Raw genomic sequence first — 13,898 nt, 5'->3', positions numbered from 1 at the left:
AGGGTGTGCGGTCTCTCCACTTTCACACCATTATGCGGTGTGATAGCATGACGCATACGTGTAATGATGGACAGACAATGACCCGTTTCTGCCGCCTTGCTTCTTCTGCCGTGCTTATGGGCAGTTTTGCCTGCTTTGCCACCACTCCTGTCTGGGCGCAGGCACAAGGGGGCGATGAAGCTGCTGCTGCTGAAGACGCCAAAAAGGCGGAAGCCGCGCAGGCTGCCAAACAGGCTGCCCCGCCCACCAATATTCCCGGTGCATCAGGCTTGGATGAAGATGACGGGGATAAATCCAATAAGGATGTGGAACCCACAGCCGCCCTGTTTGATGCCATTAACCGTGGCAGCATTTCTGCTGCAAAAGATGCCATCAACCGTGGGGCGGATCTGAACGGGCATAATATTCTGGGTCAGACACCTCTGGATATGTCTATCGACCTTAACCGTAACCCCATTACCTTCCTTCTGCTGTCCCTCCGCACTCCGGCAGATAACCTGCGTTCTTACGGTGGCAGCATGGATGGTGGTTCGGAACCTGTTGTTTCTGGCGGTATCAATAATGCCCGTTATGAGCAGGACGAACAGAAGCAAATACAAGAACGGCGGTACGATAGCACAGGCGGCACCGCACAACCTTCTGTGGGCTTTTTGGGCTTTGGCGGCAGCTAAAACGCTGCCTTTTTATATTCTGTTTTTAAAGTATTTTCTTACACTATAGAAAATAGCGCAGTTATGCCTGCGCTGTTTTCTGGAGCGTTTCCTGCCGCAGCACATCAAGCTGCAACAATTCCCCTGCCCGTTCAAAATACCAGAATGTCCAGCCATTGCAGGAAGGAGCATTTGTAAGCTGCGCACCCAACTTGTGGATAGAACCACGCTTGGTGCCATTTACCAACGTGCCATCAGGCGAAACAGTCGCATGTACACGGCGTTTTTTGTCACACACTACCGTACCAGCAGCAATAACCCCTTGCTCCACCAATGAGCCGAAAGGAATACGCGGGGCTTCACGCTTATCCTGTGTGGTCTGCACGGCATCGGCTTCTAGCGGCGTTTCAGCGGCCACACGCGCCATGGCAGCTTCTACATAATCCGGGTGGCGTTCAATACCGATGAAATGCCGCCGCAAACGGCGCGCCATAGCAGCCGTGGTGCCTGTGCCGGAGAATGGGTCTAGAATAACATCATTTACCGTGGTGGAAGCCAGCAGCACGCGGTGCAGCAGGCTTTCTGGTTTTTGGGTCGGATGTAGCTTCAACCCGTGTTCATTCCGCAGGCGCTCATTGCCTGTGCACAGGGGCAGATACCAGTCTGAGCGCATCTGCACATCATCATTCAGCGCCTTCATGGCCTGGTAGTTAAAGCGGTACCGGCTATCCTGCCCACGTGCGGCCCAGATAAGGGTTTCATGTGCATTGGTAAAACGCCGACCACGAAAATTGGGCATGGGGTTGGATTTACGCCACACAATGTCATTGAGAATCCAGAAGCCCAGATCCTGCAAAATGGCACCAATGCGGTAGATGTTATGATAGGAGCCAATCACCCAAATTGTGCCATCCTTATGCAGCACACGGCGAGCCTCTGCTAACCATGCACGGGTGAAGCGGTCATATTCTTCCAGATCAGAGAATTTGTCCCAGTCATCATCCACGCCATCCACCAGCGTATCATCTGGGCGGCGCAGCTCCCCACGCAACTGGAGGTTGTATGGCGGATCTGCAAACACACAATCCACAGAACCAGAAGGCAGGGAACGCATGGTTTCCACGCATTCACCACGGAGGATCTGATCAATAGGGAGTTCCATGGATGCTGATTTTGCGCCGCTCATACCTGCTTCTCCGCCGAATAATGTTCTTCTAGCTGCCGGCGCACTGTGCCGAACGTTTTTCTATGGTGCGGTGTAATACCCACGCTGATCAGCGCCTTGCGATGAACAGCCGTGCCGTAGCCCGCGTTTTTCTCCCAGCCGTAATCAGGCCAGCGCGCATCCAGCCGAGCCATAGCGCGGTCTCGCACCACTTTGGCCACAATAGATGCCGCAGCAATAGACAGGCTTACCCTGTCTCCGCCCACAATAGCCTGTGCAGCGCAGCCAAAATCCGGCAGCTTGTTGCCATCCACCAGCACGTGGTCTGGCAGGCGCGGCAGGCGGCCTACCGCCCTTTGCATGGCCAGATGGGCTGCATGGTGAATGTTCAGCTTATCGATTTCCGCAGTGGAAGCTGCCCCAATGCCGATTTCAATACCCGGCACTTGCGGCAGGCGTTCCGCTATGGCTTCGCGCACAGCTGGTTTTAATTTTTTGGAATCATCAATAACGGCGGCAAGATCAGCAGGTACACCAGCCCCAAACACCACGGCGGCAGCAACCACGGGGCCTGCCAGCGGGCCACGGCCCACTTCATCCACCCCGGCCACTCGGCCACCCAGCTGCTGTTCCCGCGTAAAGTCCGGCATTGCTTCTCTTTCCATCCATTTGATGCGACTCGGCTAAATTAACCGAGTCGCATCAACTGCGACTCCGCAGGGAAGGAGAAGCATTTTTTTACCTAGGAGCGCAAGAGTCCCGGTAAACTAATTTTTCAAGAACGCTTGCGACGGGGGAAGATCAGCCAGCCCAGAACAAGGCCAATAGCGGATACAATACCCAATGAAAGCAGGGGCTTATCCCGCACAAAGGTTGCTGCCTTTTCCAGCACGCCTTCACCTTCTTCGTACAGATCTGCAAAATCCTGCTGCATGTGGCCAGCAAACTGATCGAACTTACCTTCGGCCTGCATGCCAATATTACCTGTCAAACCGCCGATGGCATCTTTAACATGGCCTTTGGCATCTGTTGCTGCGCCTTCAACCTTGCTTTCAACATTCTTGATTTTATCTTCAGCCATGACTTTTTCCTTAAACTTTGAGTGCAATCCTACCCGCCTGCTTGCCGTAACAAAACAGTGCTTGCAGGATCATAGGTTGCATCAGACCGCAAAAACACGTTTCTGACTAGGCATGCCACGCCCGACCAAAGCGCAGTTCACCGCCCTGATCGTTGCCTCCATGATGTTTATGGAACAGCTTGATGGCACCATTCTGGCAACAGCTCTGCCTTCTATTGCTAACAGTTTACACGTTGATACAGTTGCAACCTCTGTTGCACTCACATCCTATATTATTGGGTTAGCTATTTTCATACCGGCTTCTGGTGCGTTGGCAGACAGGCTGGGCAGCCGTTCTGTGCTGATGGTGGCCATTTGCATTTTTGTCACCAGCTCTCTGTTTTGCGCTCAAGCAAACTCCCTTCCCTTTCTGGCCTGTATGCGTACGCTGCAAGGTATTGGCGGCGCCCTTATGGTGCCCATAGGGCGGCTTGTGATTATCCGCAGCACACCGCGTGATCAGCTTGTGCGCACCATGACGTGGATGATGTTGCCCGCAACACTTGGCCCTTTGCTTGGCCCGGTGGTTGGTGGATTTATCACCACATGGTTTTCATGGCGGTGGAATTTTTACCTCAACATTCCTATCGGGCTGGTCGGGCTAGGGCTTACGTGGCGCTTTATTCCACAAATTCGCGAGCCCTCACCTGCGCCGTTTGATTTAAAGGGCATGGTGCTGGCCGGGGGTGGGCTGGCGCTGCTTTCTATTTTTGCAGAACTGTTCAGCCACGCAGAAGGTTCAATAACTTTGCGCGTGGTTATGCTAGGCGCAGGCAGCCTTCTGATGGCCCTTTACTGCATCCATGCCTTCCGCATTCCCGCGCCATTGCTAGATTTCCGGCTTATGCGCATTCCCACATTTCGGATTTCTGTTTTAGCGGGCGCGGCCTCACGCGTGGCAGTGGGCTCGCTGCCCTTTCTCATGCCATCCTTTCTGCAAATCGGCATGGGGCTCAACGCTGCCCAAAGCGGGCTGGTCACATTTACAGCCCCCATTGGGGCGTTAATAACGCGGCCCTTTGTACCCGCCATTTTGCGGCGCTGGGGCTTTCGGAAGGTGCTGATGTTCAATGGCATTTCCGCTGCTGTCGTTTTTACACTGGTAGCGAGCTTTCGGCTGCCGCATGCCTTGTGGCTTTTTTCGCTTATTTTGGCATGTGCCGGGGCTGCGCAAGCTATCCAGTTTTCCGCTTACAACACCATTGCCTATGCTGATGTGCCAGCAAGTAACATGAGCGCTGCAACCAGCCTGTATTCCACCATGCAGCAGATCATGCTTTCTGCTGGCATATGTATTGCTGCGGGCACGCTTACCGTGCTGGGGCAAATATATGGCCACACAACACCCACTTTGGGCGATTTTTCCGCAGGTTTTCTGGCAACTGGGGCTGTATCTCTTCTGGCTGTGCCATTTGCGGCAAGCCTTGCACCTTCTGCCGGGGCCTCCATGAGCGGAAACAAACGTTAAAAAACGTAACAACCCCTTCCCATATCCATGTGGTACGTTTTACGGTGAAAGCAGAACTTCCTGCTTTCCGGCTCCCATCACTTCTCTCAGATGGATTATAAAACCTTATTCTGGCCTTTATTTTCCTGTCTGAACCAATATTCCTTATTTTTAGGTAATACGCAGCGCGCCACATGGATGAACATCAGCCAGCCTCTCCCGTTTCTCCGTCTTCACCATCTCCGCGCCCTCCCCGTAAAAAACGGATGTTACTTGCAGGCATAGCTCTGGCAGGTGCATGCGTGCTGGCCTTTGCCTTCCTGCGCCCGCATGGAGACACCAGCAGCGGAACGCATAAAAAGGGCAAACACCACACGGCTGATACATCTCAGGCGCAGCCCGTTGCCGTACAAACGGTACATAGTGGCTCCATGCCCGTGGTGTTTACCGAGCTGGGAACGGTTATCCCCATTACCAACGTAACCGTGCAAACCCGCGTGGAAGGCTACCTGATGAACGTGCTGTTTACGGAAGGGCAGCACGTACACAAAGGTGATCTGCTGGCGCTGATAGACACCCGCCCTTATGAGGTGTTGCTAGCCCAATATGAAGGCCAGCTTGCCGCAGATAAAGCCCAGCTTGCACAGGCACGCGTAGATAGCGCGCGTTACCAGCGCCTGATCCGACAGGACAGTATTGATGCTAAAACGGCCAAGGATCAGCAGTTTATCGTGCAGCAACTGGAAGGCACGGTAAAATCCGATCAGGCTTTGGTGGATAACCAGAAGCTCCAGATCACTTACTGCCATATTATTGCACCTGTAGATGGCCGTATTGGCATACGTGCTGTGGATAAGGGTAATTACGTTACGGCGGGTCAATCTGGCGGGTTGGCTATTCTAACGCAGATGCAGCCTATCTCTGTTATCTTCACACTCCCGCAGGATCAGCTTCCTGAAGTGGCGGAAGAGCTACGCACCCAAAAATCCCTTTCCGTAGAGGCATGGAACAGTTCCAATACGCAAAAAATTGCGGATGGCACCGTTAGCACGTTGGATAGTGAAATAGATACCTCCACCGGCACTGTACGCCTGCGTGCCATCTTCCCCAACACGGATGAGCATCTATTCCCCAACCAGTTTGTAAATGCCCGCCTGTTGGTTAAAACACTTAACAATGTGCTGCTACTGCCCACAACAGCAGTACAAACTGGCCCCAATGGCCTATTTGTTTACGTTGTAAAGGCCGATAACACCGTTGAAGTACGGCCCGTTACCACTGGCACATCAGATGGCACCAACATTGTTGTTCCCTCTGGCCTGAAGGATGGTGACAGAGTGGTAACAGATGGCACAGACCATCTGCGTGCCGGCATTAAAGTCACCATTCCTGCACAAACCACTCCAGCATCGGATTCCGCGGCAAAGTGAACCCCTCAGCCCTTTTTATTCGCAGGCCGGTTGCCACTACTCTGCTTATGCTGGCCATTTTTATGGCTGGCCTGCTGGGCTACCATTTTCTGCCCGTTTCCGCCCTGCCGCAGGTAGATTATCCAACCATTACGGTTGAAACATTCTACCCCGGCGCTGGGCCAGATGTCATGTCCACCTCTGTAACTGCCCCGCTGGAAACCCAGTTTGGCCAGATGCCGGGGCTGGACCAGATGACATCACGCTCATCTGGTGGGGCATCGGTTATTACCCTGCGTTTTGCGCTGGATACTTCCATAGATGTGGCGGAGCAGGAAGTTCAGGCAGCCATTAACCAGGCCAACTCCCTGCTGCCAACAGATCTGCCAGCCCCTCCGGTTTACGCCAAGGTAAACCCGGCGGATACACCTGTGCTAACACTGGGCATTACATCTTCCACCATTCCGCTGCCAGAAGTGGAAGACTACGTGGATACGCGCCTGGCGCAAAAAATCAGCCAGATTTCCGGCGTGGGGCTGGTAACGCTTTCTGGTGGCAACCGCAAAGCCATTCGGGTGCGGGTTAACATTCCCAAGCTTACATCCTACGGTATGGATCTGGACACGTTGCGCACCACCATTGGCAACGTGAACGTAAACTCCCCCACCGGTACGTTTGATGGCCCGCAAAAGGCCGCCACGTTGCAGGTGGATGGGCAGATTACCAGTGCGGATGTGCTGCTTAATCAGGTTATCGCCTATCAGAACAACGGCCCTATCCGCCTGCGTGATGTCGCAACGGTGGTTGTCGGTGCGGAAAACACGCAGCTTGCGGCGTGGTCCAACCTTACGCCCGCGCTGATCATGAACGTGCAGCGCCAGCCCGGCGCCAACGTAATTTCCGTGGTGGACAACGTAAAAGCCACCCTGCCTGCCCTGCGGGAAACGCTGCCTCCGGGTATTGATATTACCCCGCTAACAGACCGCACCACCACCATTCGCGCCTCTGTTTCCGATGTGCAGGGCGAACTGTTTTTATCCCTCGCGCTGGTTGTAGCGGTTATTTTTGTATTCCTGCGCAATATCCCTGCCACCATTATTCCCAGCCTGTCTGTGCCGCTTTCCATTATCGGCACGCTGGCAGTGATGTATCTGCTGGATTTCTCGCTGGATAATCTTTCGCTTATGGCGCTTACCATCGCCACCGGCTTTGTGGTGGATGATGCCATTGTTATGATCGAGAACATCTCCCGCTACGTGGAAGCGGGAGAAGACCGTATGACAGCCGCCCTGAAAGGGGCCGGGGAAATTGGCTTTACCATTATCTCGCTCACCATCTCGCTGATTGCGGTGCTCATTCCACTGCTGTTTATGGGCGATGTTGTGGGCCGCCTGTTCCATGAATTTGCGCTTACACTGGCCGTTACCATCATTCTGTCTGCTGTGGTTTCGCTTACACTGGTGCCGATGATGTGTGCGCGTATTCTTTCTGAACGTGTGCATGATGCCAGTTCTGCCACAACAGCATTCCAGCGCTGGTCTGCCCGGATGGAAGACTACACGGAAAAGCTGATTGCCGGATATGACCGCATACTGGATGTGGTGCTGGCCCACCGCGTGCTAACCTTGTGCGTGGCCGTAGGTACACTGCTGCTTACAGGTGTGCTGGCGTGGGTTATACCCAAAGGGTTCTTTCCCGCGCAGGATACGGGGGTGATTCAGGGTATTTCTGTTGCCTCACAAACCATCTCGTTTGAGAGCATGAAAGAGCATCAGCAAGAACTTGCCAAAGTGCTGCTGAAAGACCCGGATGTGGTCTCGCTTTCTTCCTTTATTGGGGTGGATGGGCAGAACGCCACGCTTAATCAGGGCCGGTTTCTTATCAACCTGAAACCGCATGATGACCGCACAAGCACAGCGGCGCAAATTGCCCGGCGGCTGGCCGATGAAACCTCACAGGTAGCCGGTATCAAGCTGTATATGCAGCCTATTCAGGATCTTTCTCTGGATACAACAGTTACGGCTACGCAATACCAGTTCCTGCTTGAAAACCCAGAATACAGTGCCTTTGAGACATGGGTGCCAAAGCTGCTGGATCGCCTGAAGCAGGAACCTGCGCTTTCTGATGTCACATCGGATTTGCAGGCATCTGGGCTGGTGGCAAAGGTTACGCTGGATAGAGCCACCGGGGCACGTTATTCTATCACGCCGCAAACCGTTGATAACGTGTTGTATGACAGCTTTGGTCAGCGGCAGATTTCTACCATCTATACGCAGTCCAACCAGTATCGCGTTATTCTGGAAGCAGACCCCAAGTTCCAGACCAACCTTTCCTCACTCTCCCAACTTTATCTGCCGGGTATCAGCGGCAATTCGGGGGAAAGTGTTTCTGGCCCTACGCGTTCACCCACTTCCGGCATGGTGCCGCTAGATGCCGTTACCACCGTTACGCAGGAAACAGCGCCCCTGCTTCTCACACATTTTGGGCAGTTCCCCGCCACCACCATTTCCTTTAATCTGAGCGATGGCTATGCGCTGGGGGATGCCACGGCCGCCATCCGCAAGGTGGAAAAAGAAATTGGGCTGCCTTCCACCTTCCAGACATCATTCCAAGGCACGGCAGCCGCGTTTGAAGGCTCACTCAGCAATGAGTTGTTCCTTGTAGCTGCGGCGTTGATTGCCGTGTACATCGTGCTGGGCATTCTTTACGAAAGCTTTGTGCATCCGGTTACCATTCTCTCCACCCTGCCCTCCGCCGCCATTGGAGCGCTGTTAACGCTGATGATTGCGGGTGTGGATCTGGATATTATGGGCATTATCGGCATTGTGCTGCTGATTGGCATTGTTAAGAAAAACGCCATCATGATGATCGACTTCGCACTGGAAGCCGAACGCGTGCATGGCATGGACTCCCTTCAATCCATCCGCACTGCCGCCACACTGCGTTTTCGCCCTATTTTAATGACAACCCTTGCCGCCATGTTGGGTGCTGTGCCCATGGTCATCTCTCATGGCACGGGGTCCGAGCTGCGTTACCCTCTGGGGCTGAGCATTATTGGCGGGCTGGCACTTTCCCAATTGCTTACGCTGTTTACAACGCCGGTTATTTATCTGGCGCTGGATACGCTGGCCCACAAGTTCAACGCCATGCGGCACCGGCACAGCCAGCCTTCTGCCCCACCTCCGGCTGATGGACATTCCACACCATGAGCATAAGCCGGCTGTTTATTGACCGGCCCGTGGCCACCATTCTGCTTACGGTGGCCATGTTGCTGGGGGGCATTTTAGGCTACCGCACCCTACCGGTATCTGACCTGCCGAATGTGGATTTTCCGGTGATTATGGTGCAGGCCACGCAGGCTGGCGGCAGCCCGGAAGAAATTGCCAGTTCTGTAGCGGCCCCGCTGGAGCGACATTTGGGGCAGATTGCGGATGTGACGGAAATGACGTCACAATCCTCGCAAAACACCACGCGCATCATGCTGCAATTCTCGCTCTCGCGCGATATCAACGGCGCTGCGCGAGATGTGGAAGCCGCCCTTCAGGCAGCCCATGCGGATATGCCGTCCTCCCTGCGGCAAAACCCGACGTACCGCAAAGCCAACCCTAACGGCGCGCCTATTCTGATTTTAACCCTGACATCAGACACCCATACGCGCCCACAACTTTATGATTACGCCACCAATGTACTGGTGCAGCATCTTTCATCTGTAGAAGGTGTTGGTCAGGTAGAAATCAGCGGGAGTGCGCTGCCAGCTATCCGTGCAGAAATAAACCCTCTGCCGCTTTACCGCTACGGCATCAGCTTTGAAGACGTGCGCGCAGCCTTGGCCTCGGCCAATGCCCATACCCCCAAAGGTATTATTGACCAAGGCGGCATGCGCTTTACCCTGGATACGAATGATCAGGTAAGCAAAGCGCAGGATTATCGGGATCTGATTATCGCATGGCGCAATAATCGGCCCGTGCGGCTGGCGGATATTGCCCAAGTGCGTGATAGCGTGGAAGACCTGCGCAACGCCGGATATTACAATGGCCAGCCCTCGGTTATTGCCATCGTGTTCCCGCAGGCTGGGGCCAACGTGATCCATACGGTGGATCAGATCAACGCTAAGCTGCCCATGCTCAAGGCCGCTCTGCCCGGCGGGGTGGATTTGCATATTGGGCTGGATCGTTCCCTTACCATCCGCGCCTCTCTGGCCGATACACAGCTTACACTGGTTATTTCCGTGGTGCTGGTTGTGCTAATGGTGCGGCTGTTTCTGCACTCTGTTAGAATGACGCTTATTCCCGCCATTGTGGTGCCAGCTTCTATTGTGGCCACATTTGGGGTGATGGCGCTGCTTGGCTATTCGCTGGACAATATGTCCCTTATGGCGCTTACGGTTTCCACCGGCTTTGTGGTGGATGATGCCATTGTGGTGGTGGAAAATATTGCCCGCTACATAGAACAGGGCCTTCCCCCGCGAGAAGCCGCCATAAAAGGTAGCGGCGAGGTAGCTTTTACCGTTTTCTCCATTTCCATTTCGCTGATTGCGGTTTTTCTGCCCATTTTGCTCATGGGTGGCCTTGCGGGCCGGTTGTTCCATGAATTCGCCATGACGGTCAGCATCACCATCATTATTTCCATGGTGCTATCTCTCACGCTTACCCCCATGATGGCTGCTTACCTGTTGGCCCCACGTGCGCCCGCGCTTGAAACGCAGGAACACGCACTTTTTTCTGCCCGTGTAGCGGCACGTATTACCCGTGCGCTAGATAAACTTCAGGCTGGATATGCGTATTCACTCGATGTTGCGCTGCGGCATAGCAAGCTGGTGTTGCTGAGCCTGCCCTTTACGCTGGCGCTGATTGTCGCGCTGTTTATTCTCATGCCCAAGGGCTTCTTCCCGGTAGAAGATACGGGCCTGTTGATGGGACATTTGCAGGGGGATCAGTCTATCTCTTTTGGCGCACTCAGCAAAAAACTGGCTGATGTGCAAAAGGCTATTCTGGCGGAATCAGAAGTTAAAAGTGTCTCCTCCTTTATTGGTGGCCGCGGCTCTTCCAACCAAGCCAATCTGTTCTTGCAGTTGCAGGACAAAAGCGAGCGTTCGGATACCCCCACAGACCTTATCAACCGTATCAGCACACGGCTGAGCAAACTGGTGGGGGCTGATTTCTTTCTGATGGAACCCGGCGCCGTACGTGCGGGCGCCCGGCAGAGCAACGCCTCCTACCAGTACACATTGGAAGGGGAAAACGCATCTGAGCTTTATACATGGACAGACAAGCTCCAAAGTGAATTACGCCGCCACCCACAGTTGACCGATCTTTCATCCGACGTGCAGCAGGGTGGTTCCGCCATGAGCGTGGATATAGACCGTGATACCTCCGCACGTGTCAGCATCACGCCGCAGTTGCTTTCCAACACACTGTACGATGCCTTCGGGCAACGTGCGGCCTCTGTCATCTACAACAGGCTCAATCAGTATCGCGTGGTGATGGAAGCTGACCCGGTGCTGTGGTCCAACCCCCATAGCCTGATGCAGGTGTGGGTCAGTGTGGCCGGTGGCACAGCGGGCGGTGGCACACAATCCAACACCATACGCGTGCGCAACACCAGTGGGCTGGATGAGGCCGGAAGCAGTTCAGCATCTTCCCTAAGTTCGGAATCCTTCAAAAACCAGATTGCCAACGCACTGGCGGGAGGCGCCGGGGCTTCCAACGGGTCTGCTGTCAGCACATCGTCAGAAAGCATGGTGCCGCTTACGCTGGTTTCTCAGATTGTGCAGACACGTACACCCCTTTCGGTCAACCATCAGGGTATGGCTGTGGCTTCCACTATCTCCTTCAATCTGGCCAAGGGTGTTTCGCTTAGTACGGCAACGCAGATTATCAACGCCGCACAGGTTACGCTGCATATGCCATCCACCATCCACGGCAGTTTTGCGGGAAATGCCGCACAGTTCCAGAAAGCCGTGAATGATGAACCCCTGCTGATACTCGCCGCCTTGGCTGCCGTGTATATTGTTCTGGGTATTCTGTACGAAAGCTATCTGCACCCGCTCACCATTCTTTCCACCCTTCCTTCTGCTGGTGTGGGAGCACTGTTGGCGCTGCAACTGGCTGGGGAAGAATTCTCGCTTATCGCCATGATCGGGGTGATTCTGCTGATTGGCATTGTAAAGAAAAACGCCATCATGTTGGTGGATTTTGCTCTTGTGGCAGAGCGTGAACATGGCATGTCTTCGCTTGAGGCCATCCGTACAGCCTGCCTGCTCCGCTTCCGCCCTATTATCATGACATCCGCTGCCGCAGCGCTGGGGGCGGCCCCGCTAATGATCACCAATGGCTATGGGGCAGAACTACGCCACCCGTTGGGCATTGCCATTGTGGGCGGGTTGCTCGTCAGTCAGGCTCTTACACTTTACACCACCCCTGTTATTTATCTTACGCTTGATACGTGGCGGCTGCGTGTTCAGAAAATACGCCTGCGCTCTTTCTTTTCTCGCACCTCCCGGCAGGATAGCTGATGGTTTCGCCTTCTTTTTCCAGCATGATGCTCAAACACAAAAAACTGTCCCGCCGCGCTGCCAGCCTTATGGCACCACTGGCGCTTATGGGCTGCATGGTTGGCCCCAATTATAAACGCCCTTCGGCCATTATCTCTCCGCAGTTCAAGGAGCTACGGCCTGCGGCTGGGTGGAACTATGCACAGCCCAGCTTGGCGGCCATTCCCAAAGGCGCATGGTGGACACTTTATAATGACCCGCTACTGAACCAGCTTGAATCTCAGGTGGAAATCAACAACCAGAACGTCGCACAGTATGAGGCCAGATACCGCAATGCTCGCGCCGCCATTAACGCCATACGGGCAGAGCTGTATCCTACATTAAGCGGAGCCCTCTCCTTCAACCGGCAGAGTTCTGGCCGTGGCTCGCGCTCATCAGGCACGATTATTAACTACGGAGATACAACATCCTCCATTGCCTCCAACACCACAGAAAATACCTATGCAATGGGTGCTTCCGCCTCGTGGGATCTGGATTTGTGGGGCAATATCCGCCGTCAGATTCAGGCTCAGGTAACAGAGGCTCAGGCTTCTGCGGCTGATCTGGCCAATGCCAAACTCTCCTATCAGGCGCAGTTGGCAACAGCTTATTTTAACCTGCGGTATCAGGATAGCTTGCACGATCTGCTACAAAAGAACGTAGATTTTTACGAACGCTCCTACCAGATTACCAAAAACCAGTATGATGCAGGCACGGCTGACCCCACCACACTGATGCAGGCCAAAACCCAGCTTGAGCAAACACGCGCCCAAGCCACCGCAACAGATGCCGCCCGCGCAGGGTATGAACATGCCATTGCCATTCTGATGGGCAAATCTCCGGCGGATCTTTCCATTCCCCACGGTGCGCTTACGCGGGATATTCCGGCCATTCCTGTTGCCGTGCCCTCAGAGCTTTTGCAGCGCCGCCCAGATGTTTCTGCCGCAGAACGCAGGATGGAGGAATATAACGCCCAGATTGGCGCAGCACTTGCTGCATTTTACCCGGACGTAAAATTAACAGCCAGCTACTCCTACAGTGGTGACCCGGTGGGAGCACTGGTGCAGGTAGCAAACCGTATCTGGGCGCTAGGTGCTTCCGCTACGGAAACCCTCTTTGAGGGGGGCGCACGTACCGCCGCTGTGCGTGAAGCCAACACCAATTATAATTACTACGTAGCCGCCTACCGCCAAACCGTGCTGACAGCCCTGCAACAAGTAGAAGATCAGCTTGCCAACCTGCGCGTACTAGCAGACCAGGCAGACCAACAGGCTGTTGCTGTAGAAGCCGCCAACAAGGCTGTGCAGATTTCCTTCAACCAGTACATGGCTGGCACCCAGATTTACACCACGGTTATTACGGCGGAAGTAACAGCTCTTTCCAATGCGGAAACGGCACTGCAAATTCAGCAAAGCCGTATTCTGGATTCCGTCACGCTTATCGAAGCTCTTGGTGGTGGGTGGGATGCATCCTCGCTGCCTAGCAAGGATTCCATGCAAACAGACAACCCGCTTCTGCCGTCCTTTATCCAAAAAGATAAAAACTAGGGCGGCCTGCTTTTTAGCTGCACAAACA

The 13,898-nt window shown here is 54.2% G+C and carries 9 protein-coding genes; 6 read left to right on the top strand and 3 right to left on the bottom strand.

From position 1 onward, the window contains the following. Positions 1-5: 5 nt before the first annotated feature. Positions 6-671, top strand: a complete 666-nt coding sequence (locus FKW19_RS05515; RefSeq protein ID WP_089178844.1) for an ankyrin repeat domain-containing protein — start codon at positions 6-8, stop codon at positions 669-671. A gap of 61 nt (positions 672-732) precedes the next feature. On the opposite strand, the gene FKW19_RS05510 is transcribed toward FKW19_RS05515, so the two are convergent. The 3 genes from FKW19_RS05510 to FKW19_RS05500 form a co-directional block, all read right to left on the bottom strand. Then, positions 733-1,836: a site-specific DNA-methyltransferase gene (locus FKW19_RS05510; protein ID WP_006116023.1), complete on the bottom strand. Its 1,104-nt coding sequence runs from the start codon at positions 1,834-1,836 to the stop codon at positions 733-735. Next, complete coding sequence (locus tag FKW19_RS05505) at positions 1,833-2,480, bottom strand: ribonuclease HII (protein ID WP_006116024.1); 648 nt, start codon at positions 2,478-2,480, stop codon at positions 1,833-1,835. Before FKW19_RS05505 ends, FKW19_RS05510 begins: the two co-directional genes overlap by 4 nt. A gap of 110 nt (positions 2,481-2,590) precedes the next feature. Next, on the bottom strand, positions 2,591-2,896 hold the full coding sequence (locus FKW19_RS05500; RefSeq protein ID WP_035351587.1) for a CsbD family protein: 306 nt from the start codon (positions 2,894-2,896) through the stop codon (positions 2,591-2,593). 112 nt (positions 2,897-3,008) lie between these two features. Between FKW19_RS05500 and FKW19_RS05495 the strand changes: the two genes are divergently transcribed. From FKW19_RS05495 to FKW19_RS05475, 5 genes are all read left to right on the top strand, one after another. After that, on the top strand, positions 3,009-4,403 hold the full coding sequence (locus FKW19_RS05495) for an MFS transporter (RefSeq protein WP_089178843.1): 1,395 nt from the start codon (positions 3,009-3,011) through the stop codon (positions 4,401-4,403). Positions 4,404-4,576: 173 nt separating this feature from the next. Next, entirely contained in the window at positions 4,577-5,812 is a 1,236-nt protein-coding gene (locus FKW19_RS05490) for an efflux RND transporter periplasmic adaptor subunit (protein ID WP_006116027.1), read from the top strand. Continuing rightward, positions 5,809-9,000, top strand: a complete 3,192-nt coding sequence (locus FKW19_RS05485; RefSeq protein ID WP_089178842.1) for an efflux RND transporter permease subunit — start codon at positions 5,809-5,811, stop codon at positions 8,998-9,000. The genes FKW19_RS05490 and FKW19_RS05485 overlap by 4 nt, the downstream gene beginning before the upstream one ends. Next, positions 8,997-12,305 carry an efflux RND transporter permease subunit gene (locus FKW19_RS05480; protein WP_150150549.1) on the top strand — a complete coding sequence of 1,103 codons (3,309 nt, stop codon included), beginning with the start codon at positions 8,997-8,999 and terminating at the stop codon, positions 12,303-12,305. The genes FKW19_RS05485 and FKW19_RS05480 overlap by 4 nt, the downstream gene beginning before the upstream one ends. Continuing rightward, a complete protein-coding gene (locus FKW19_RS05475; protein ID WP_006116030.1) occupies positions 12,305-13,870 on the top strand; it encodes an efflux transporter outer membrane subunit in 1,566 nt (521 codons plus the stop codon). The genes FKW19_RS05480 and FKW19_RS05475 overlap by 1 nt, the downstream gene beginning before the upstream one ends. Positions 13,871-13,898: the final 28 nt, after the last annotated feature.

This window comes from Acetobacter sp. DmW_125128, assembly GCF_008704325.1.
Taxonomy (GTDB): Bacteria; Pseudomonadota; Alphaproteobacteria; order Acetobacterales; family Acetobacteraceae; genus Acetobacter; species Acetobacter oryzifermentans.
This window is presented reverse-complemented; position numbering and strand designations above follow the sequence as displayed.